Here is a 20,374-nt window from a genome sequence, read left to right on the forward strand (position 1 = left end):
CGCACGCACGCCTGCGGGCCGCACCGTTCTCCGGTGCGGCCCGCAGGCGTGCGTGAACCCCTCTTCCGGGGGGGTCAGGTGAGGGAGAGGCCGCCGTCGACCGGGACGACCGCGCCGGTCATGTAACGGCCGCCGGCGTCGGCCAGAGCCGTGACCCACCACGCCACGTCCTCGGGCGTGGCCACCCGCCCGAGGGGGATCCGCTCGGAGAGCTGACGGAGGAAACCCTGGTACTCCTCGGCCGACATGCCGATCCGCTCCCCGATGCCGGTGTCGGTCACGCCCGGGGCCACCGACACCACGCGGATACCGCGCGGCGCGAGCTCCACGGCCCAGGTGCGCGTGAAGTGGTTGAGCGCCGCCTTCGTGGCCCAGTAGACCGAGTTGTCGGGGAATGCCTGAATGCCCAGCGACCCGGCGGAGCTGATGTTGACGATGGTGCCGCCGGTCGCCTCCAAGGCGTCCAGCGCGGCCTGTGCCACGAAGGCCGGCGCGATCAGGTTGATGGCGACCTGCTGCTCGGTCGCGGCCCGGTCGAGCTTGGCGAGCGGCGCGAACGTGCCGGTCCCGGCGTTGTTGACCAGCACGTCGACACGTCCGAACGCCCGCAGTGCGGTCTCCACCACCACCTCACCGGCTGCCGGTTCGGTGATGTCCGCCACCAGGGTGCGGATTCCGTCGTGGCCGTCGGCGGTCTCGTCGAGGGCGGCGGCGGTGCGGCCCACGACCAGGACTCGGTCGCCCTGCCCGGCGAAACGGCGGGCCGTCGCACGGCCGATTCCGGTGCCGCCACCAGTGATGATCACAGTCCTAGGAGTCATGCCGGGACGCTACTGACGACGGCTCGAAGCTCGGTCGAGGTCAGTCGCCCGGCCGGTCGTCCCGTGTGATGCGCCGCTCCGCCACGAGCAGTTCACCGCTCTGCCGGGCCAGCCGGTCGCGCATCACGCAGGACAGGTGCACCCGCGGGGCGCCACCGCGCGGGGTCGCCAGTATCTGCACGTACGACACGGTCTCGAAGCCGTCGGCGGTGCCGCGGGCGGTCGTCATCGTCACCCAGTGACGGTGCACCTCCCCGGCCGCGGCCCGTCCCTCGGTCGCCGCCCGCGCGCCGGCGGCGATGTTGTCCCGGCCCCGGACGGGCTCGGTCATCGACGGGGCGGCGAAGGTGGCGTCGGACGTGAACGTGCCGGCCCACGCCTCGGCCTCACCACGGTCGAGCAGCTGCATGTGGCGGGCGTAGAACTGCTGGATGTCCGTGCTGTGTGCGCTGTTCGCGTTGTCCATGAACGGCCTCCCGTGACGACGATCCTCCCTGCCCGACCCTGACGCACCCCTGTCGAGTCCCGCTCGAGACGGCGGCGGTCGTCGAGCGGGATTCCAATGCCTTCCGAGCGGCTGCGGCCAGGCTGGCCGGGTCGTCCAGGAGGTGACCGTGCGCATCATTGACCTGTCCTCGCCGGTGGACTCCGGCTCGTTCGAACCGGACCCGGTTGTCCATGAGGTGATGTCCCCGCGTGAGGGCGCGCTGCACATGCGCGACGAGATGCGGCAGCACTTCGGTATCGAATTCGACCCCGACGACCTGCCCGACGGCGAGTTCCTCTCGCTGGACCGGCTGAGTCTGACCACCCACACCGGCACGCACGTCGACGCGCCCTCGCACTACGGCTCACGGACGACGTACGGCACTGGTGTGCCCCGGCACATCGACGCGATGCCGCTGGAGTGGTTCCTCGCCCCCGGAGTGGTCCTGGACGTCCGGGGCCGTGAGGCGGGCGTGGTCGACGCGGCCGACCTGCGCAAGGAACTGGACCGGATCGGGTACACACTCGCCCCGTCCGACATCGTCATCCTGCACACCGGCGCCGCCGCATGGTCGGGCACCAGCCGGTACTTCACCGACTTCGTCGGACTCGACGCGAGCGCCATCGCCTTCCTGCTCGACGCCGGCATCCGCGTGGTCGGCACCGACGCGTTCAGTCTGGACGCGCCGTTCGCCACGATCATCGCCGAATACCGGCGGACCGGGGATCCCGCCGTGCTCTGGCCGGCTCACTTCGCCGGACGTCACCGGGAGTACTGCCAGATCGAGCGGCTCGCGGGACTGGAGGAACTGCCCGCACCGTACGGCTTCCAGGTGGCCTGCTTCCCGGTGAAGGTGGCCGGTGCCGGGGCCGGCTGGGCGCGAGCGGTCGCCCTCGTCGACGACTAAGGCCCTTCTGATGGATCTCCGCCTGATGGATCTGCGCGGCGTCGCGACGCCCGGCACGCTCCCCCGCTCTCGGCTTCGCTCGAACGGGCCCCCACCGCCGCACCGCGCGAAAGCCCAGGTAGCTCCGCTACGGGGGCTTCCGCGCGGCACTCCCCCAAGCTCTTCGAGCAGGGGGACCCCCAGAGCACGCACCGAACGCCGCTCCTTCTCCCACGCAGATCCATCAGAAGGGCCTTAGGGGGTGTCGTTCGCCACCCCTCCCAGGACCAGCACGGCCCACCGCCGCCTGGCGCCCAAGACAGCAGCCGACCCGAGGAGAAACCATGTACAGCACGGACCTCGCCGAGGTCTACGAGACGGTGTACCGCAGCCGGGGCAAGGACTGGGCGGCGGAGGCCGAGGACATCGCGGCCGTGGCACGCCGGCACGCCCCGGGCGCCGACACACTGCTCGACGTGGCGTGCGGCACCGCCGCCCATCTCGGCCCGTTCAGCAAGCTCTTCGCCACGGCGGAGGGCCTGGAGATCGCCGCGCCGATGCGTGACCTGGCGCTGAAGCGGTGGCCCGGCCTGACCATCCACGAGGGCGACATGCGCGACTTCGACCTCGGCCGCCGGTACTCCGTCGTCACCTGCATGTTCTGCGCCATCGGCTACCTGGGCAGCGTCGAGGAGATGCGTTCCGCCGTGGCCTCGATGGCCCGCCATCTCGACCCGGGAGGCGCGCTGATCATCGAACCGTGGTGGTTCCCCGAACAGTTCGAGGAAGGGTTCGTGGCCGGGGACCTGGCTCGCGAGGGCGACCGGACCGTGGCCCGGATCTCCCACTCCACCCTCCAGGGGCGCGCCACCCGCATGGAGGTGCGCTTCCTCGTCGGGGAACCGTCGGGCATCAGGACCTTCACCGAGATCGACGTTCTGACCCTCTTCACGCGCGAGGAGTACGAGCAGGCGTTCACGGACGCCGGTTGCTCCGTCACGTACCAGCCGGGTCCGCCGACGGGCCGCGGCCTCTTCGTCGGAGTCAAGGAGCGGGAGGTGTCCGGACGATGACCACATACGTCTGGGACTATCTGCGGGAGTACGCCGAGGAGCGCGAGGAACTCCTCGACGCCGTCGACACGGTGTTCCAGTCCGGTCAGCTCGTCCTCGGAGAGAGCGTCTCCCGCTTCGAGCAGGAGTTCGCCGCCTACCACGGGCAGAGGCACTGCGTGGGTGTGGACAACGGCACCAACGCCATCGTCCTCGGCCTGCAGGCGCTCGGGGTGAAACCGGGTGACGAGGTGATCACCGTGTCGAACACGGCGGCCCCGACCGTCCTGGCCATCGACGCCGTCGGGGCCCGGCCGGTCTTCGTCGACGTGCGCGAGGAGGACTACCTCATGCGCACCGACCTGCTCGCCGACGCGCTCACCGAGCGCACCACGGCCATCGTGCCGGTGCACCTGTACGGGCAGTGCGTCGACATGGCCGCGGTGACCGCCTTCGCCGAGCGCCACGGACTGAAGGTCCTGGAGGACTGCGCCCAGGCCCACGGCGCCCGGCACCACGGCCGGCTGGCCGGGACCATGGGAGACGCCGCGGCCTTCTCCTTCTACCCGACGAAGGTGCTCGGGGCGTACGGCGACGGCGGCGCCGTGGTCACCCGGGACGCCGGCACGGACGCGCATCTGCGACGGCTGCGCTACTACGGCATGGAGGACAGGTACTACGTTGTCCAGACCCCCGGACACAACAGTCGCCTCGACGAGGTCCAGGCCGAGATCCTCCGCCGCAAACTACGGCGTCTCGACGCCTACATCGAGGGCCGGCGGCGCGTGGCGCGACGCTATGCGGAGGGGCTGGGGGACACCGGCCTGGTCCTCCCCGCGAACGCGGTGGGAAACGATCACGTCCACTACGTCCACGTGGTGCGCCACCCCGAGCGGGACCGCATCATCGAGCGGCTCAAGGCGTACGACATCGAGCTGAACATCAGTTACCCCTGGCCGGTGCACACGATGAGCGGCTTTTCGCACCTCGGCTACCGTGCGGGCGATCTGCCGGTGACCGAGCGGCTGGCGAAGGAGATCTTCTCCCTGCCGATGTATCCCTCGCTGCCGCAGCACGTCCAGGAGAAGGTGATCGAGGCGCTCCGTGAGGTGATCGCCGGACTCTGAGAGGGCGGAACGAGAGTGCATGGGGTCGTCACCTGAACGTGTGGCGGTGCGGCATCCCGACCGGTCGGTGGCCATGGGCATGTTGGGCTGGGCACCGTGAGCGAGCGCAAGCCCTGCAAGACCGACGTGAGCGACGAGCAGTGGGCGCTGGTCGAGCCTGCGCTCGCCGCGTGGAAGGCCGCGCATCCCTCGGTCAGCGGCCATCAGGGTCGGTACGCGAGGCGGGAGATCGGCAACGCACTGCTCTACCAGGCCGGACCGGTTGCCGGTGGGCGCTGCTCCCGCACGGCTTTCCGCGACCCGGCGCGGTGAAGTACTACTTCCACACCGGGGCGTGACGACGGCGTCGACCAGACCATTCACGACCTGCTGCGCCGGCGGGTGCGGGAAATGGCGCGTCGGAAGGCGGACCCGAGCCTGGTGGTGCTCGACACCCGGAGCCTGCACGCGGCGGCGGGAGTCCCGCTGAGTCGACGGGGCGCGATGCGGCAGAGAAGTACCGGGCCGCAAGCGCGGCCTGGCCGTTGACGTCCTGGGGTTGGTGATCGCGGTAGTCGTGGCGGCCGCGTCTGCGCACGAGAACGCCGTCGGCGTCGTGCTGCTGGACAAGGTCGCCACCGACACCGGCACCGTGCAGAAGGCCCTCGTCGACCAGGGCTTCAAGAACGCCGTCGTACGGTGGTCTGCCCCTCGGGCAGGGTCGAGCCAGCGTCCCTCTTCGAACTCGATGCGCTTCGGGTCTGGCTCCGTGGCGGTCCACGCCTGGTCGACCAGGCAACTGACGTGGGTTCAGCCGGGTGAACGGGGCTATCCAGGGCGGCTCCGACGCCGTGATGGGATTACCGCACGGACGGAGGCAGTCATTCGGCCCAATATTCATCGTATTGCTGGATGAATATTGGTTGATTCCGGCGACACCGCCCGAGTGAATCGTCACCGGTGTCAGGCGCCTGCGTAATATGCCGCCGACAGAAGAGGTGATTCTGTTCGACGCGGAACGCCGGAAGCCCCCACAGGAGTTGGAAACTCGATGACACTCAACATCCCCGATGCGCCACAACGGCGCACATTGATGGTCTGGATCGCCGGGGTACTCGCTCTGCTGGTCGCCGCCGCCGTTGTGGCCGTGACGCCTACGCGAGCAAATGCAGCGACATTCGTGGATCTGGGCGATGCGGAAAGCTACGCGGTACTGGCCGGTTCCACGGTCACCAACACAGGACCTTCTGTGGTCACCGGAGACGTCGGTGTGTCTCCGGGGACGGCCATCACCGGATTCCCGCCGGGGATGGTTGTCGACGGGACGATCTACGCGGGCGCGGCGGCGGCAGGAGCGCAGGCCTCCCTTGGTACGGCGTATGACGACGCTTTCGGCCAGCCCACGGAATTCAACCTTTCCGCGGCGCCCGTGAATCCCACACTGATTCCGGGCACCTATGCCGTCGAGTCCGGCCTGCTGGTCAACGGTACCTGGACCCTTGATGCCGGGGGCAACCCCGATGCCGTCTGGGTGTTCAAGGTTCCGGCGGGGCTGACGACGGCGTCCGGGAGCAACATCGTCCTTCAGAACGGCGCCCAGGCGTGCAACGTGTTCTGGGTGACCGACGAATCGGCCACGCTCGGATCGGGATCCCACTTTGTGGGCACCCTCATGGCGCTCACCTCGATCACTGTCAACAGTGGGGCAACCGTCGAGGGCCGGGTACTGGCCCGCAACGGGGCCGTGACTCTGGACAACAACGTGATCACCAGGCCGGAGTGTGACACCGCCACCACGACCACCGGCGATGCTGCGACGGGTGATGCCGCCACCGGTGACGCTACGACGGGTGATGCCGCCACCGGTGACGCTACGACGGGTGATGCCGCCACCGGCGATGCTGCGACGGGTGATGCCGCCACCGGCGATGCTGCGACGGGTGATGCCGCCACCGGTGACGCTACGACGGGTGATGCCGCCACCGGCGATGCTGCGACGGGTGATGCCGCCACCGGCGACGCTACGACCGGTGACGCTGCCACGGGTGACGCTGCCACGGGTGACGCTGCCACGGGCGATGCCGCCACGGGCGATGCCGCCACGGGCGATGCCGCCACGGGCGATGCCGCCACGGGCGATGCCGCCACGGGTGACGCCGCCACGGGTGACGCCGCCACGGGTGACGCCGCCACGGGTGACGCCGCCACGGGTGACGCCGCCACCGGCGGACACCCCTGTGGCTGCCACATGCAGCCGGGTAAGCCGGGTAAGCCCGGTTACGGAGACAAGCCCGGAAAGGCCGGTCACGGCGGCAAGCCGGGGAAACCCGGCCATGACTGACAAGGAGTCGGGCGCGCACAGGCTGCCCAAGGTGCCTTAGATGCCCTTCCAGCACTGAATGTGAGACGGGTGGAGCGCGGCGGATTGTCATGGACTTCCGTCGTGCCGCATGCAGAAGCAGGAGCAGCGGGTGTGAGCAGTCAGGATGGGAAGGACCGGATGGGGCCGTGCTGAGTGGTACTGATTCGACAGACGTGAAGGAGGCGAGACAGGCCGGCGCTGAATTGGCAGCACAGAACGGTGTCGGGGGAGCGGCTGGCTCCCGGGGGAACTCGGGGCCGCCCCGCCTGCTGAGCGCCGCAACGGGAATCGCGGTGGCCCTGTGTCTGGCGGTGACTCTGGGCCATGTATTCCTGGTGTTCCTGCACGTGGCGCCTCCGAACACCATCTCGCAGGCGTACAGTCGACAGGTCAACGTGTGGGTCCGGCCCTTTTTTGAGCAGAACTGGCGGCTTTTCGCCCCGAACCCTCAGTCGGCCAACCGGCAGATTTCTGCGAGGGTCAGCCGGACGGCACCGGACGGCACCACACAGGTGAGTGGCTGGATCGATCTGACCGCTGCGGACGATGCCGCAGTCAAGCACAACGTCTTTCCGAGCCATACGGCACAGAACATGCTGCGCCAGGCATGGAATGCGTATCTGAAAACGCACGGCAGCGACAACCGGCCGTATTCGGAGCGGGCTCTGATGATCGAGAAGTATCTGCGCAACATCGCGACAGAACGCGTCGCCGCACAACAAGACGGCGCCTTCGACTCCATCCAACTGCGGGTGATCTCTCAGCCCGTCGCCGCGCCCGGCGCAGCTGGTGGGAATCCCCCGGCGACCACGGCATCGACGCGGACCCAAACGCGGTATCTGCCCTGGTGGAAGGCAGCCTCTCATGGAACGGTCTGAACAGCGACCGGTTGCGGCGCCCAGGGCGTCCGCACCGGTAACGGACCGAGGAGCCGTCCGCAGTGTGCCCGAGGGGGCCCAGGTGCTCGTCGCGCTGCTGACCGAGCGGCCGGTGTCCCTGTACGCGGCGGCGGTGCTGCGCATCGGGTACGGGCTGCTTTATCTCGTCTTCCTACTCCGCGAATTTCCCCACCGCCACGACATGTGGGGCCCGGATGCACCGTGGACGCCCGCGCTGGCCAGGCAGATGTTCGACCAAAGCGGGTGGGTCAGCCTTCTCACCCTGTCCGACAGCCACGTGTACTTCGAGGTCTGTTACGCCCTGGCCCTGGTGACGTGTGCGCTGTTCCTGCTGGGCTGGCGGACGCGGGCGGTGTCCGTGCTGTTCGCGGTCGTGGTGGTGTCGTTCCACGCCAGGGCGATCTACCTGGCCGACGGCGGGGACAACCTTATGGTCCTCATGGCTGTCTACCTCCTGTTCACCGCGTGCGGCCGGCGCTGGTCCCTCGACGCCCGCAGGACCCGGCTCCAGGCGTCGGCGGGCAGGACCGCAGGACCGCGGAGCGGCGACCTCCGGCACCATCTCGGCGATGCCCGCGTCATCCTGACCACCGTGCTGCACAACTGCGGCATGTTCGTCATCGCCGCCCAGGTCTGCTTCCTCTACGGATGCGCGGGCCTGTACAAGGTGCAGGGCGCGAAGTGGGGTGATGGCACCGCCCTTCACTACGTCCTGAACATCGACCTGTTCCGGCCCTGGCCGGAACTGTCCCAGTTGATCGCCGGCCATCATGTCCTGATCGCCGTCGTCGCCTACCTGACGGTGCTGGTGCAGGTCGCTTTTCCGTTCACCCTGTTCAGCAGGATGAAATACCCCGTCCTGCTCCTGCTGTTCGGCATGCATGTGAATATCGCGTTGCTCATGGGGCTACCACTCTTCTCCGGCGCGATGATCGTCGCCGATGCCGCGTTCCTGCCGGACCGCTTCTACCGCGCTCTGGGACGGCTGGGACGGCGCGCCTTCCAGCGCACAGGTGGCATGGGAGCCGAAGCCGTGGTCGGGACAACGCCCGCAGTGGTACCGCCGCAGCCCTCACTGAACCTCACTGAAGTAGGGCCAGCGGTCCCATTTCCCTCGCATACGGGCCGGTAGAGAGCAGGTGACTGTGCCGCCCGGCAGGTGCTGCCGGATTCGAGCGGGTGGTGGCTGCGCGTGGGAATCTGCATCAGCTCGGTGAAGTAGGGGCCCATGACCGCGGCGTCGGCGGGTGCCTCGCAGGTGGCGGGCAGGCAGTTCTGGCTGCGGTCCGTCCAGCCGGGTCTGACCACCCTCTGAAGCCGTGCGCGCGCGGGAAACACCGTGTCCCGGTGAGGCGCCGGCCTCACCGGGACACGGTGTTTCCCGGTCTGCCGTCAGGCCCTGTGGTACAGGCTGTGCAGACAGGCGATCAGACTGCGGGCCTGGACGTTGACGTAATGGCTGTGCCGCAGCAGGTCCGACAGCTGGTGCAGGGTCATCCAGCGATAGTCGGGATGGTCGCGGGGCACGTCCTGGTCGGTCTCCACGATCAGGTAGCGGTTGAGCGCCTGGAAGAAGCGGCCGCCCTCCTCGGAGAGCACCGTGTCGAACCGGACGCGCTCCGCGGGCGCCCCGAGCACCTCGTCGAGGAAGGGCGGGGCGGTCCCGCCGGGCAGCTGCGCGTAGCTCTCCGCGACGCACTGCACGGTCGGGCCCAGCTCCACCACGTCGGCGAAGCCCGGCTCCACGCGCGCGTGCACCAGGACGTGCAGCACCCCCTCGAACCGACGGACGAGGAAGGCGATGACGCCCTCTCCGACCGGTTCGATCATCGGCTGGCTCCACTGGTGGACCTCTCGGCCGCCGGCATCCACCCGTACCCCGATGACGTCGAAGAAGGCGCCCGCCTCATGACGGATGCGCTCGTCGGTGCGGTTCCACTCCCGCAGCTCGCCGAGCGCGACCCGGCGGACCGCGATGTCGTTGCTCGTGCGCCGGTCGGTGATCCAGCCGAGGACCTCCGCCTCGCTGTGCACGCTGCGCGACCCGGGATCGCCCGAGCGCACCAGCGCGGACCGGAAGTCGTCGCTGTCCGGCTTGTCGACACCCGCCCCGGTGAACGGCAGACACGACAGCACGGTCCGGGCGTCCATGTTGACGGTGTCCCTGCGCGCCATCAGCTCATGGATCTGGCCCAGCGGCATCCACCGGTAGCCGTCGAGGGCTTCCACCGGCTCCGGCAGTTCGACGACCACGTTGCGGTTGCGCTTGCGGTAGAACCACGACCCCTGTTCGGACTGCCGTACGTCGGCGAGCACCCCGGGACGGCTGTGGATGTCCAGGAAGTGCTCCAGATACGGCACCGGGCGTCCCTGGTGGACCCGGGTGTAGTTGCTGCGGGTCGCCTGGACGGTCGGGGAGAGCTGGAGCCCCTCCGCGTTGCCGGGCTCGACCTTCGCCTGCATCAGGCAGTGCAGCACCCCGTCGACGGGGGCGGTGAGGATGCCCAGGATGCCGATCTCGGGCTGGTTGATGATCGGCTGGGTCCACCGCGGGACCGGCGCGCCCGGACGCTCGACCTCCAGTCCGTGCACGGTGAAGAACCGGCCCGTGTGGTGGCGCAGGTCGCCGGTGTCCGGGTCGGTCTCCCAGCCCTCCAGGGCGTGCAGGGGGATCCGGTCGACATGGGTGTAGGCCCGCCGGCCGTAGTCGGCGAACCAGTCCGTGAAGTCGGAGAGGTCGCCGAGAGGGCCGGTCCGCAGTCGCGCCGACGCGTCGATCCGCCGCTCGACGGGATCGCGGGTCGACGTGGAAGTGTGGGCACGGGAGTCGGTCATGAAGCCTCCAGGGAGGTGGTGCCGGCTGCCGCTTCCCACATCGCCCGGACGGAGTCGCCGAGGGGGATCGTGGGCCGCCAGCCGAGCACCTGGGCGGCGAACCGGATGTCCGCGCAGGTCCAGCCGCCACCCTTGCTGGCGACCTCGGCGGAGTTGAGCCGTGCCGACGTGGCGTCCACGCCGGCCGCGTCGAACAGGGACTCGACCAGGTCGCGCATGGGCACCGCCTCACCGCGCCCGATGTTCACGACCAGGCCGGTGACGGGTGCGTGCACCGCGGCGACGGCCGCCCGGGCCAGATCCCGCACGTCGACGAAGTCCCGCCGGGCGTCGGCGACGTCGAGGGTGAGCTCGTCGCCGGGACCGAGGGCGCGCAGCCGGGCCACGACGGCACCGAGAAAACTGGCCGACGTGGTGTGCGGTCCGCAGACGTTGACCGCGCGCAGCACGGCCCCGTCCACCCTGCCCGCCCGGGTCTGGGCGAGCAGATGCTCGGAGCCGGTGCGCTTGGTCAGCCCGTACGGGGTCAGCGGGCCGGGTTGGCGGTGTTCGTCGATGAGGACACCGTCGGGCACGGGTCCGTACTCGTGGATCGATCCCATCTGGACGATCCGCAGCCGTCGGGATGTCGCGGCACACCCGTCGACCAGGCGCTCCAGGAGGTCGATGTGGGCGCGGCGCATCTCCTCCACAGTGGTGCCCCAGCCGCCGGTGGCGTTGACGACCGTGTCGACCCGGTGCGCGTCGAGGAGTGCCGCCAGCTGCTCGGGCGTGGTGTCGACGACATCGAGGGGAACGAAGGCGTGCGCCCGTGTGTGGGGAGCCGGGCGCCGGGCCACCGCGAGCACCCGGTGCCCGGTCCGCAGCAGTTCGGCACAGACACTGCGGCCGACGCACCCGGTGGCACCCAGCACGGCCACGCTGCCGGCGGCCGTCTCGTCCTGCTTCCTGGTGGACATCACCGGGCTCAGCGCTGGACGCCGATGCCGGAGGGCTGCCACAGGCGCTCCTCGACCTCCGCGGACTCGGCGTAGTCGGGCAGCAGACCCTGGGCCCGTGCCGCGGCGAAGGACAGCGCGACCCGGTCCCGGTCCGACTGCACCGTGTCCAGGTCCGAAGGGACGCGCACGCCCAGATCCTTGTCGAAGACGTCGATGGCGAGTTCGTTCTCGGCCACGTACGGGCCCGTGAGCAGGTAGGACATGACGGTGTCGTCCTCGAGTGCCACGAAGGCGTGACCGACGCCGACCGGGAAGTACGAGGCGCGGAAATGGACCTGGTCCATCTCGACCGCGTCCCACTGCCGGAAGGTCGGCGAGCCGACCCGCAGGTCGACCACGATGTCGAGGGCCCGGCCGCGTGCACAGTACACGTACTTCGCGGTGCCGGGCGGCGTGACGGTGAAGTGGATGCCGCGGACCGTGCCGCGCCGGGAGATGCTGTGGTTGGTCTGCGCCACCGGGAAGTGCGGCCGTCCCAGGGCCTGCTGGAACGCCTCCAGCTGGAAGGGCGAGACGAACAGCCCGCGATGGTCGCGGAACTGACGGGGGGTGAATTCGTACGCTCCCTCGACCTTGAGCTTACGGATCTGCATCGCTTGGTTCACCGTCCGGGTGGTAGTGGGGTGCGGCTGGGCCGGCGGCCCTGGTGCGCGTGTCGCGCCGGTCACCGGCGGCGGTACTCGGCGGCCAGGCGCTCCAGCGTGGGAACGACCTGTGCGGGTGCGGGAGCGGCCAGCGCCTCACGCCGCAGTGCTTCGGCGTTGCGCTTGAAGACCGGTTCCTCGAGCAGGCGGACGAGCAGCTCGCGCAGTCCCTTCGCGCTGAGCTTGCCGGGCACGTACAGCCCGGCCTGGTGCTCTTCCAGGTAGCGGGACTTGTTGATCGTGTCCCAGACGCCGTCGACGACGATGAGCTGGGGCACGGCGTGGATCATCGCCGTGCCGAAGCTGCCCGACCCACCGTGGTGGATCACCGCGTCGCAGGTGGGCAGCAGGGCGTCGAGCGGGACGAAGTCGACGGCCCGCACGTTGTCCGGGAGGGTGTCGAAGTCCTTCAGCTGACTCTCGTTGAGCGTGGCGACGACCTCGACGTCGTCGAGACCCGCGACGGCTTCCAGCAGGTCGCCGATGGAAGCCCGGTCGGCCCCCAGCACCTCGCGGTGCGCCACGCCCAGGGTGATGCACACCCGGCGGCCCCGCTTCGGTGGTTCCTGGAGCCACCGCGGCACCGTGGACTGGCCGTTGTAGGGCACGTACCGCACCGGGACGTAGTGCAGGTCCACCGGGAACCGCATGGACGCCGGCAGCGGGCAGACGGTGAAGTCGCCCGTCACCGCGGCCTCCTCGAAGGAGGCGCCGTGCCGCTCCAGGCTCCAGGTGAGCCACTCGCGCAGCGGATCGTCCCGCAGCTCCGGCGGGCGCGCCGCCAGCTGCTCCAGGAAGGTCTCGCGCATCCGGCCCGCCAGGTCGAGGCCGAAGAGCAGCCGGGCGTGCGCCGTCCCGGTGGCCATGGCGGCGATCGCGCCGGCGAAGGTCATGGTGTCCCACAGGACCAGGTCGGGTTTCCAGGAACGGCAGTGCTCCACCAGCTCGTCGACCATCTGGTCGGAACAGCAGTTCTGGAAGACGACCGAGGTCATGGCCGTGAACACGCCGAGTGTGTAGTCCCAGGTCAGCCGCTCCGGGCGGACCTCGCTCATGTCGAGACCGACCTGCGCCTGGCTCTCCAGCTGGTCGACGTCCTGGCCGATGTTCTCCTGGGTCTCCTGCATCTGCTCGTCGAGATGCAGTTCCTCCCCGACACCGACGGCGGTCAGCCCGGTACGGGTGATCTCGTCGGCGAGATCGGGATGACTGGCGATCCTGACGTCATGGCCCGCTGCCTTGAGGGCCCAGGCGAGTGTCACCTGGGCGTGCATGTGCGACTTGGCGGCGAAGGTGGTGAAGAGTACCCGCATCCCAACCCCTGTTCGGCGAATGACCGTGTGCGATGGGCCTCCACCCTCGAGCCGTGACCTCGCAGGGAAGTCGAGAGTCGTTGCAGCGGCGCTCGACAGGGGACGCTGCGCGCGTTCCGTCCCTCCCGCGCCCGCGGAGAACAGCAGGTCATGTACTACCGTGGGACCAGCCGGCGAGGCCCGGTCGATGCGCGGAGCACCGGTTGCAGGCCGGGCCGTGAGGGAGATTCAGCAGGGAGACGATGTCCGCCACGCGATTGCTCGTTCTGGGAGTCGTGCGGATGCACGGCCGGGCACACGGCTATCTGGTCCGCTCCGAGCTGCTGTCCTGGGGTGCCGACGAATGGGCGCACATCAAGTTCGGCTCGATCTACCACGCGCTCAGGCAGCTGGCCAAGGACGGGCTGCTGAAGTCGACCGACATCCCCGACTGGCCGGGCCGGGTCGACTACGAGATCGCGCCCCCCGGTGAGGAGGAGTTCTTCCGGCTGCTCCGCGACGCGCTGCGCCAGGGAAACAACCGGCCGGACATGCTGGGGGCGGCGTTGGTCCTGCTGCCCGCGCTCAGCCGCGAGGAGGCGATCCACCTGCTGCGCGAGCGCATCGCGTCCCTCTCGGCCGAGCAGGGGGAGCTGATCGCCAAGGTCGACGAGACGGCGGGGGAGCGGCCGCAGCGGGCCCACATCCGTGAGCTCCTCGGCCTCTGGGAACACGGCGCCGCGAGCCAGGCCGCCTGGACCGAGGCCCTGATCGAGCGTCTGGAGGCGGGCGCCTACGTGATGGCCGGGGAGGAGAAGGGCGCCTGACATGGCGCCCTTCCGGCCGTTGACGGCACTTTGGTGGATGACGGCACGCGTCCCGTGATACTCAAGTTTGCATACCCATCACGCCCGTCCCGAGAGGACGTCCGCTGTGCCGATCATGCTGACCTCGGAGGACGTGGACGACGCCTTCGACGACGAGGCCTTCATGGAGGAGCGGTTCTCCGACGTCCAGCGACTGCTCCTCGGCCGCGGGCCGGCGCTCGGCCCCGAGAACCTGGTCCTGCTCCCCGCCACACACTGCCGGATGACCGTGGGACCGCACGCGCCCGGCCCTTTCGGCCGCTGCTTCGCCGTCCGTCTCGACCCCGGCGCCGACTCGTCCGCCCCGCGCGTGGAACTGCTGCTCGCCGATGACGGGTCCCTCCTCGGCCTGGTCGACGCGGGTGCCCTGGACGGATGGCGCAGCGCCATCCCGTCCGGGCTCGCCGCGCGGTACCTGGCCCCGCCGGTGCCCTCCCTGCTCGCCCTCCTGGGCACCGGCGAACCGGCCTGGTCCTGCCTCCTCGTCCTGCATCGCGCGCTGCCGTCGCTCTCGGAGGTGCACGTCGTCGACCGGGAGCCGCGCCGGGCCCGGGACTTCGCCGATGCGGCCGCCCTGCGCACCGGCCTGCGGGTGCGCGTCTGCGACGACGCCCGCACCACCGCGGGTGGCGCCGATGTCGTCGCCGTCACCGGCGGCCATCCATCCGTCCGGGCCGAATGGCTCGCGGCCGGGGCCCTCCTGATCGACCAGACCGCCACGGCCACGCCCGCCACCTCCAAACCCCACGTCCGGCACATCAGCCTCGCTCCCCCCTGGGACCGCTCCGCGGGTCGCCGGCACGAGCCCCTGCTGCTCGCCGAGATCGTCGCGGGCCGGGCCCTGCCCCGGCGGTACGGCTCCGACATCGTCCACTACCGGGGCGGTGAGCTGGCCGGCTGGAGCGCCATCGCCGCCGCCGCCGGACTCGGCCACGCCTGGCAGCGCGACGTCGGCATCCCCGTGCGGCTGGGGCGCGTCGGCCCCTGACCCGGGGCGGTATCCACCGGGGAGCGGTATCCAGCCGTCTTCTAGGCCGTCGCGAGGCACGCCACCGAGGGTTTCAGTCTGACCTCGGCGTACGCGTCGCCGGACGCCCGGACGATGAGGAGCACCGATCCCATGTCAGCTGAGCAGCCCGGCCCCGCCTCCGGCGGCCCGGCCACCTTCGTCAACAGCTTCACCCTCCGCACCACCCCGGAGGAGTTCGAGGACGTCTTCGCCCGCACGGCACGCTTCATGGAGCGCCAGCCCGGTTTCCTCGGCTACAGCCTCGTACGCCACCTGGAACAGCCGCAGGCCTACGTCAACATCGCCCGCTGGGCCGACGTCGGCTCCTTCCGCGCCGCCGTCGGCCAGGCCGACTTCCGGCCGCATGCCGAGGCGTTGCGGGCGATCAGCAGCAGCAGCTCGAATCTGTACCTCGAGCGCCACAGCGCCACCGGGGAGACACGATGACCCGGCGGGTCGCGATCACCGGTATCGGAGTGGTGGCCCCCGGCGGCATCGGCACCAAGCAGTTCTGGGAGACCGTCACCGGAGGCCGTACCGCGACCCGGACCATCAGCCTCTTCGACCCGGCGCCCTTCCGCTCCCGGATCGCGGCCGAGTGCGACTTCGACGCCGCGGAGCACGGTCTGAGCCCCGAGGACGTCGGACGGCTCGACCGGGCGGCACAGTTCGCCCTGGTCGCGCTGCGCGAGGCCGTCGCCGACAGCGGTCTCGAACCCGACCCCGACAGCGCCCACCGCACCGGCGTCAGTCTCGGCAGCGCGGTCGGCTGTACCCAGAAGCTCGAAGAGGAGTACGTGGCCCTGAGCGACGGCGGACGGGAGTGGCTGGTCGACCACACCGCCGCCGGCGTGCACCTGTACGACCATTTCGTCCCGAGCTCCATGGCCGCCGAACTCGCCTGGGAGGCCGGCGCCGAAGGCCCCTGCACCGTCGTCTCGGCCGGCTGCACCTCCGGCCTCGACTCGGTCGGGCACGCGGCGGCCCTCATCCGCGAGGGCACTGCCGACGTGATGATCGCCGGAGCCACCGATGCCCCCATTTCCCCGATCACCGTGGCCTGCTTCGACGCCATCCGGGCCACCTCGCCGCGCAACGACGACCCGGCGACCGCGCTGCGTCCCTTCGATCGCACCCGCAACGGCTTCGTCCTCGGCGAGGGTGCCGCCGTCCTGGTCCTCGAGGAGCTCGGAGCGGCCCGGCGCCGGGGCGCCCATGTGTACGCCGAGATCGCCGGCTACGCCTCCCGGGGCAACGCATACCACATGACCGGACTGCGCACCGACGGACGCGAGCTGGCCGCCGCCGTCGACGCCGCCCTCGACGAGGCCCGGCTCGGTCCCGCCGCGCTCGGCTACGTCAACGCCCACGGCACCGCCACCAAGCAGAACGACGTGCACGAGACCGCGGCCATCAAACGCAGTCTCGGAGCCGATGCCCACCGGGTCCCGGTCAGCTCCATCAAGTCGATGATCGGGCACTCGCTGGGCGCCATCGGTTCCATCGAGATCGCCGCGACCGCGCTGGCCCTCGAACACGGCGTCATCCCGCCCACCGCCAACCTGACCGACCCCGACCCCGAGCTCGACCTGGACTACGTCCCCCTGCACGCCAGGGAGCAGCACATGTCGGCCGCGCTCACCCTGGGCAGCGGCTTCGGCGGCTTCCAGAGCGCCATGGTGCTGCGCCGGCCCGAGGGATGGGCCGCATGACCCCGGTCGTGGTCACGGGCATCGGTGTCGTCGCCCCCACCGGTATCGGACTGGACGCCTACTGGGCGGCGACGCTGCGCGGCGAGGACGGCATCCGACGCCTCCAGGCGTTCGACCCCAGCCGCTATCCGACGCGCCGGGCGGGTGAGGTGACCGAGTTCGAGGCGGGTGACCACCTGCCCGGCCGGCTGATCCCGCAGACCGACCGCATGACCCAGTTCGCCCTGGCCGCGGCCGACTGGGCCGTCGCCGACGCCGGCATCGACCTCGACACCGTGCCGTCACTGGATCGCGGGGTCATCACGGCCGGCGCCTCCGGGGGCTTCGGCTTCGGCCAGCGCGAGCTCCAGCACCTGTGGGGCGAGTCCCCCAAGAAGGTCAGCGCCTACATGTCGTTCGCCTGGTTCTACGCCGTCAACACCGGCCAGATCTCCATCCGGCACGGCATGAACGGGCCGACCGGCGTCTTCGTCGGCGAGCAGGCCGGCGGTCTGGACGCCCTCGCCCACGCCCGACGCCAGATCCGGGCCGGTGCGCAGCTGATGATCTCCGGCGGTATGGACTGCTCGCTGTGCCCGTACGGCATGGCCGCCCAACTGGCCGGTGGACGGCTCACCGCCGACACCTACCGGCCCTTCGACGACCGGGCCTCCGGTCATCTGCCCGGCGAGGGCGGCGCTCTCCTGACCCTGGAGAGCGGCGATCGGGCCCGTGAGCGGGAACGCGGTCACTACGGCGAGATCGCCGGATTCGGCGCCACCTTCGACCCCCGCCCCGGATCCGGGCGGCCCCCGGCTCTGCGCCGGGCCGTCGAGCAGGCGCTCGCCGACGCCGGAACGGGGCCGGAGGAGATCGCCGTCGTCTTCGCCGACGGTGCGGGCGTGCCCGAACTCGACGCGGCCGAGGCCACTGCGCTGACCGAGGTCTTCGGCGCGGGAGGAGTCCCGGTCACCGTGCCCAAGACGGCCACCGGCCGGCTCTACTCCGGTGCCGGTCCGCTCGACGTGGTCACCGCTCTGATGACCCTGCGCGAACAGCTCGCCCCGCCGACGGTCAACGTCACGCGGGTTCCCGACATCTACGGTCTCGACCTCGTCGTCGGCGGGCCCCGGCCCGTCTCCGGCACCGCGGCACTGGTCCTGGCCCGCGGCCACCACGGCTTCAACAGCGCCATGGTCGTACGGGCCCCCGCGCCCGCCGACGCGGTCGCTGCCCGGTCCGGGGGGAGGGCGGCGGCGTGAACGGCGGCGAGCTGTACATCAGAGCGACCGGGACGTGGCTGCCTCCCGTCGAGCAGGTCGCGGACGCGGTCGCGGACGGCCGCTGCGACGCGGTCGTCGCCCGCTCCACCCGGATGGAGTCGGTGACGGTCTCCGCGGACGACCCGGCCCCCGAGATGGCGGCCCGGGCCGCCCGGACCGCGCTGGAGCGGGCCGCCGCCGAACCGGGCGACATCGACCTGGTGCTGCACGCCAGCTTCTACTACCAGGGCTTCGACCTGTGGGCTCCCGCCTCGTACGTCCAGCGCACCGCCGTCGGCAACCAGTGCCCCGCGATGGAGATCCGGCAGGTCTCCAACGGCGGCATGGCGGCACTCGACCTGGCCTGGGCCTACCTGGCCTCCGACCCGGCCCGGGTGGCGGCCCTGCTGACCACCGGGGACCGGTTCTGCCTGCCCGGGTTCGACCGATGGCGCAGTGACCCGGGAACCGTCTACGGCGACGGCGGCACCGCCCTCGTGGTCTCACGGCACTCCGGTTTCGCCCGGGTCCGCAGCATCGCGACCGTCTCCGCGCCCGACCTGGAGGGCATGCACCGCGGCGACGACCCGTTCGGGCCCGCCCCGTTCAGCCACCGCGAGGTCGTCGATCTCGAGGCGCACAAGCGGGACTTCCTGGCCCGCCACGGCGTGACTCCGACCGTCGCCCGGGTCGCCGCCGCGCAGGAGGCCGTCGTCAAGCAGGCGCTCGCCGACGCGGGGCTCGGCCTCGCGGACATCGACCGGTTCGTCCTGCCGCACCTGGGCCACCGCAGGCTCCACGTCGCCTACTTCGCCAAGTTCGGGATCGACCCCGCACGCAGCACCTGGTCCTGGAGCCGGACGATCGGGCACCTGGGCGCCGGAGACCCCTTCGCCGGACTCGACCACCTGGTCACCAGCGGGTCGCTCGGACCCGGTGACACGTGCCTGCTCTTCGGTGTCGGCGCCGGCTTCAGCTGGTCCTGCGCCGTGGTCGAGATCCTGAAAGCACCTTCCTGGAGGAACCGATGAACGGCGTGCGTCCGACCGCGGACGGGAAGGACGAGGCCGCGGCCCGCCCGGTCGCCCTGCTGCTGCCCGGCCAGGGATCCCAGCACCTGCGCATGGCCGCGGGACTCGTAGCCGCCGAGCCCGTCTTCGCCGGGGCGATGGACGAGGCGCTGACCGCGCTGACGGGCCTCGGCGGGCCGGGCGAGGCCGGCACCGGGCTGCGCGAGGACTGGCTGGGGGCCGACGACCCCACGGTGATGGACCACGTCACCCGGTCCCAGCCGCTGCTGTTCGCGGTGGACTACGCCCTCGGGCGGCTCGTGCTCAGTTGGGGGGTGAGGCCCGTCGCTCTGCTCGGCCACAGCATCGGCGAGGTGGCGGCCGCGGTCCTCTCCGGCGTCTTCACGCTGCGGGACGCCGCGGCCATGGTGCACGACCGCGTCTCGCGGCTGGCGGACGCGCCGCCCGGCGGGATGGTCGCCGTCGCCGCCACCCCGGAGGAGATGGAGCCCTTCCTCACAGACGGCGTGGTCGTCGGTGCCGTCAACGCGGCACGCCAGACGGTCCTCGCCGGACTCGACGACCCGCTGGGCACCGTCACGGCGGCACTGGCCGAAGCCGGGTTCGTGCTCCAGCGCGTACCGGCCTCCACGGCGTTCCACAGTCCGGCCCTGGCCCCGGCCATGAGCGGCGCCGGAGAGCGGATCGCCACCCTCCCCGTCGGTGAGCCCCGCATCCCGGTCATGTCCGGGTACACGGCACGGTTCCTGACGCCCGCCGAGGCGAAGGACCCGGCCTTCTGGTCCCGTCAGCCGGTCGCGCCGGTGCTCTTCTGGCCCGCCCTCGACGCGCTTCTCGCGGAGGGTGACCTGGTGCTCGTCGAGGCCGGCCCGGGACAGGGGCTGTCCCAGCTGGCCCGCCGCCACCCGGCCGTGCGGTCCGGCGGCTCGGCCATCGTCCCGCTGCTGCCCGCCCGGCCGGGAACCGCCGAGGACGACGTGGCCGCGGTGCGCGCCGCCGCCGAGGCATTGCGGCAGCTCGCTCCGCTACCGGCCGCACGGGCGGTGTAGCGCGTGTCGAGTGCCTTTGTAGGCACGCGGCCTAGCGTCGCCCCTGGCGCTTTGCCCCTTCTTCCGTCCGTCGGATCCGCG

The 20,374-nt window shown here is 70.9% G+C and carries 21 protein-coding genes; 15 read left to right on the plus strand and 6 right to left on the minus strand.

Translation table 11 applies throughout. From position 1 onward, the window contains the following. Window positions 1-74: 74 nt before the first annotated feature. Window positions 75-806, minus strand: a complete 732-nt coding sequence (locus tag ABTX62_RS09085; protein WP_352115609.1) for an SDR family NAD(P)-dependent oxidoreductase — start codon at window positions 804-806, stop codon at window positions 75-77. Between the two features lie 55 nt (window positions 807-861). Next, window positions 862-1,287, minus strand: a complete 426-nt coding sequence (locus ABTX62_RS09090; protein ID WP_352115541.1) for a nuclear transport factor 2 family protein — start codon at window positions 1,285-1,287, stop codon at window positions 862-864. A gap of 148 nt (window positions 1,288-1,435) precedes the next feature. Here ABTX62_RS09090 and ABTX62_RS09095 point away from each other — a divergent pair, with 148 nt between their 5' ends. The 8 genes from ABTX62_RS09095 (at window position 1,436) to ABTX62_RS09130 (ending at window position 8,745) form a co-directional block, all read left to right on the plus strand. After that, window positions 1,436-2,215, plus strand: coding sequence for a cyclase family protein (locus tag ABTX62_RS09095; RefSeq protein ID WP_283967976.1), 780 nt, complete (start codon window positions 1,436-1,438; stop codon window positions 2,213-2,215). A 323-nt stretch (window positions 2,216-2,538) separates the two neighbouring features. Further along, window positions 2,539-3,267 (plus strand): class I SAM-dependent methyltransferase, encoded by a 729-nt coding sequence (locus ABTX62_RS09100; protein WP_283967975.1) that lies wholly within the window; start codon window positions 2,539-2,541, stop codon window positions 3,265-3,267. Beyond that, window positions 3,264-4,373: a DegT/DnrJ/EryC1/StrS family aminotransferase gene (locus ABTX62_RS09105; protein WP_352115542.1), complete on the plus strand. Its 1,110-nt coding sequence runs from the start codon at window positions 3,264-3,266 to the stop codon at window positions 4,371-4,373. The genes ABTX62_RS09100 and ABTX62_RS09105 overlap by 4 nt, the downstream gene beginning before the upstream one ends. A 96-nt stretch (window positions 4,374-4,469) precedes the next feature. Further along, entirely contained in the window at window positions 4,470-4,685 is a 216-nt protein-coding gene (locus ABTX62_RS09110; RefSeq protein ID WP_352115543.1) for a hypothetical protein, read from the plus strand. A 226-nt stretch (window positions 4,686-4,911) separates the two neighbouring features. Next, complete coding sequence (locus tag ABTX62_RS09115; protein ID WP_352115544.1) at window positions 4,912-5,268, plus strand: hypothetical protein; 357 nt, start codon at window positions 4,912-4,914, stop codon at window positions 5,266-5,268. Between the two features lie 135 nt (window positions 5,269-5,403). Beyond that, a complete protein-coding gene (locus tag ABTX62_RS09120; protein ID WP_352115545.1) occupies window positions 5,404-6,693 on the plus strand; it encodes an ice-binding family protein in 1,290 nt (429 codons plus the stop codon). A gap of 167 nt (window positions 6,694-6,860) precedes the next feature. After that, window positions 6,861-7,592: a DUF5819 family protein gene (locus tag ABTX62_RS09125; RefSeq protein WP_352115546.1), complete on the plus strand. Its 732-nt coding sequence runs from the start codon at window positions 6,861-6,863 to the stop codon at window positions 7,590-7,592. 64 nt (window positions 7,593-7,656) lie between these two features. Beyond that, window positions 7,657-8,745, plus strand: a complete 1,089-nt coding sequence (locus ABTX62_RS09130; RefSeq protein ID WP_352115547.1) for an HTTM domain-containing protein — start codon at window positions 7,657-7,659, stop codon at window positions 8,743-8,745. A 260-nt stretch (window positions 8,746-9,005) separates the two neighbouring features. On the opposite strand, the gene ABTX62_RS09135 is transcribed toward ABTX62_RS09130, so the two are convergent. The 4 genes from ABTX62_RS09135 to ABTX62_RS09150 form a co-directional block, all read right to left on the minus strand. After that, window positions 9,006-10,448: an NDP-hexose 2,3-dehydratase family protein gene (locus ABTX62_RS09135; protein ID WP_352115548.1), complete on the minus strand. Its 1,443-nt coding sequence runs from the start codon at window positions 10,446-10,448 to the stop codon at window positions 9,006-9,008. Beyond that, on the minus strand, window positions 10,445-11,407 hold the full coding sequence (locus ABTX62_RS09140) for an NAD-dependent epimerase/dehydratase family protein (protein WP_352115549.1): 963 nt from the start codon (window positions 11,405-11,407) through the stop codon (window positions 10,445-10,447). Before ABTX62_RS09140 ends, ABTX62_RS09135 begins: the two co-directional genes overlap by 4 nt. Window positions 11,408-11,415: 8 nt before the next feature. Continuing rightward, on the minus strand, window positions 11,416-12,042 hold the full coding sequence (locus tag ABTX62_RS09145) for a dTDP-4-dehydrorhamnose 3,5-epimerase family protein (protein ID WP_352115550.1): 627 nt from the start codon (window positions 12,040-12,042) through the stop codon (window positions 11,416-11,418). Window positions 12,043-12,113: 71 nt separating this feature from the next. Beyond that, window positions 12,114-13,406 carry an activator-dependent family glycosyltransferase gene (locus tag ABTX62_RS09150; protein ID WP_352115551.1) on the minus strand — a complete coding sequence of 431 codons (1,293 nt, stop codon included), beginning with the start codon at window positions 13,404-13,406 and terminating at the stop codon, window positions 12,114-12,116. A 242-nt stretch (window positions 13,407-13,648) separates the two neighbouring features. Between ABTX62_RS09150 and ABTX62_RS09155 the strand changes: the two genes are divergently transcribed. The 7 genes from ABTX62_RS09155 (at window position 13,649) to ABTX62_RS09185 (ending at window position 20,293) form a co-directional block, all read left to right on the plus strand. Next, complete coding sequence (locus ABTX62_RS09155; protein WP_352115552.1) at window positions 13,649-14,212, plus strand: PadR family transcriptional regulator; 564 nt, start codon at window positions 13,649-13,651, stop codon at window positions 14,210-14,212. Window positions 14,213-14,327: 115 nt separating this feature from the next. Further along, complete coding sequence (locus ABTX62_RS09160; RefSeq protein ID WP_352115610.1) at window positions 14,328-15,239, plus strand: hypothetical protein; 912 nt, start codon at window positions 14,328-14,330, stop codon at window positions 15,237-15,239. 132 nt (window positions 15,240-15,371) lie between these two features. Then, window positions 15,372-15,707 (plus strand): antibiotic biosynthesis monooxygenase family protein, encoded by a 336-nt coding sequence (locus tag ABTX62_RS09165; RefSeq protein ID WP_352115553.1) that lies wholly within the window; start codon window positions 15,372-15,374, stop codon window positions 15,705-15,707. Next, window positions 15,704-16,972, plus strand: a complete 1,269-nt coding sequence (locus ABTX62_RS09170) for a beta-ketoacyl-[acyl-carrier-protein] synthase family protein (RefSeq protein WP_352115554.1) — start codon at window positions 15,704-15,706, stop codon at window positions 16,970-16,972. The genes ABTX62_RS09165 and ABTX62_RS09170 overlap by 4 nt, the downstream gene beginning before the upstream one ends. Next, window positions 16,969-18,213 carry a ketosynthase chain-length factor gene (locus ABTX62_RS09175; protein ID WP_352115555.1) on the plus strand — a complete coding sequence of 415 codons (1,245 nt, stop codon included), beginning with the start codon at window positions 16,969-16,971 and terminating at the stop codon, window positions 18,211-18,213. The genes ABTX62_RS09170 and ABTX62_RS09175 overlap by 4 nt, the downstream gene beginning before the upstream one ends. Beyond that, a complete protein-coding gene (locus tag ABTX62_RS09180; RefSeq protein ID WP_352115556.1) occupies window positions 18,210-19,244 on the plus strand; it encodes a ketoacyl-ACP synthase III family protein in 1,035 nt (344 codons plus the stop codon). Before ABTX62_RS09175 ends, ABTX62_RS09180 begins: the two co-directional genes overlap by 4 nt. After that, on the plus strand, window positions 19,241-20,293 hold the full coding sequence (locus tag ABTX62_RS09185; protein ID WP_352115557.1) for an acyltransferase domain-containing protein: 1,053 nt from the start codon (window positions 19,241-19,243) through the stop codon (window positions 20,291-20,293). The genes ABTX62_RS09180 and ABTX62_RS09185 overlap by 4 nt, the downstream gene beginning before the upstream one ends. The last annotated feature ends 81 nt before the right edge of the window (window positions 20,294-20,374 follow it).

The sequence above is a fragment of the Streptomyces sp. NPDC096046 genome (assembly GCF_040303285.1).
Taxonomy (GTDB): Bacteria; Actinomycetota; Actinomycetes; order Streptomycetales; family Streptomycetaceae; genus Streptomyces.

Coding starts and splice junctions, on each gene's coding strand:
- ABTX62_RS09120 (WP_352115545.1), top strand. CDS start 5,404: ATGACACTCAACATCCCCGATGCGCCACAACGGCGCACATTGATGGTC.
- ABTX62_RS09155 (WP_352115552.1), top strand. CDS start 13,649: ATGTCCGCCACGCGATTGCTCGTTCTGGGAGTCGTGCGGATGCACGGC.
- ABTX62_RS09105 (WP_352115542.1), top strand. CDS start 3,264: ATGACCACATACGTCTGGGACTATCTGCGGGAGTACGCCGAGGAGCGC.
- ABTX62_RS09150 (WP_352115551.1), bottom strand. CDS start 13,406: ATGCGGGTACTCTTCACCACCTTCGCCGCCAAGTCGCACATGCACGCC.
- ABTX62_RS09175 (WP_352115555.1), top strand. CDS start 16,969: ATGACCCCGGTCGTGGTCACGGGCATCGGTGTCGTCGCCCCCACCGGT.
- ABTX62_RS09170 (WP_352115554.1), top strand. CDS start 15,704: ATGACCCGGCGGGTCGCGATCACCGGTATCGGAGTGGTGGCCCCCGGC.
- ABTX62_RS09145 (WP_352115550.1), bottom strand. CDS start 12,042: ATGCAGATCCGTAAGCTCAAGGTCGAGGGAGCGTACGAATTCACCCCC.
- ABTX62_RS09090 (WP_352115541.1), bottom strand. CDS start 1,287: ATGGACAACGCGAACAGCGCACACAGCACGGACATCCAGCAGTTCTAC.
- ABTX62_RS09185 (WP_352115557.1), top strand. CDS start 19,241: ATGAACGGCGTGCGTCCGACCGCGGACGGGAAGGACGAGGCCGCGGCC.
- ABTX62_RS09140 (WP_352115549.1), bottom strand. CDS start 11,407: ATGTCCACCAGGAAGCAGGACGAGACGGCCGCCGGCAGCGTGGCCGTG.
- ABTX62_RS09160 (WP_352115610.1), top strand. CDS start 14,328: ATGCTGACCTCGGAGGACGTGGACGACGCCTTCGACGACGAGGCCTTC.
- ABTX62_RS09100 (WP_283967975.1), top strand. CDS start 2,539: ATGTACAGCACGGACCTCGCCGAGGTCTACGAGACGGTGTACCGCAGC.
- ABTX62_RS09135 (WP_352115548.1), bottom strand. CDS start 10,448: ATGACCGACTCCCGTGCCCACACTTCCACGTCGACCCGCGATCCCGTC.
- ABTX62_RS09165 (WP_352115553.1), top strand. CDS start 15,372: ATGTCAGCTGAGCAGCCCGGCCCCGCCTCCGGCGGCCCGGCCACCTTC.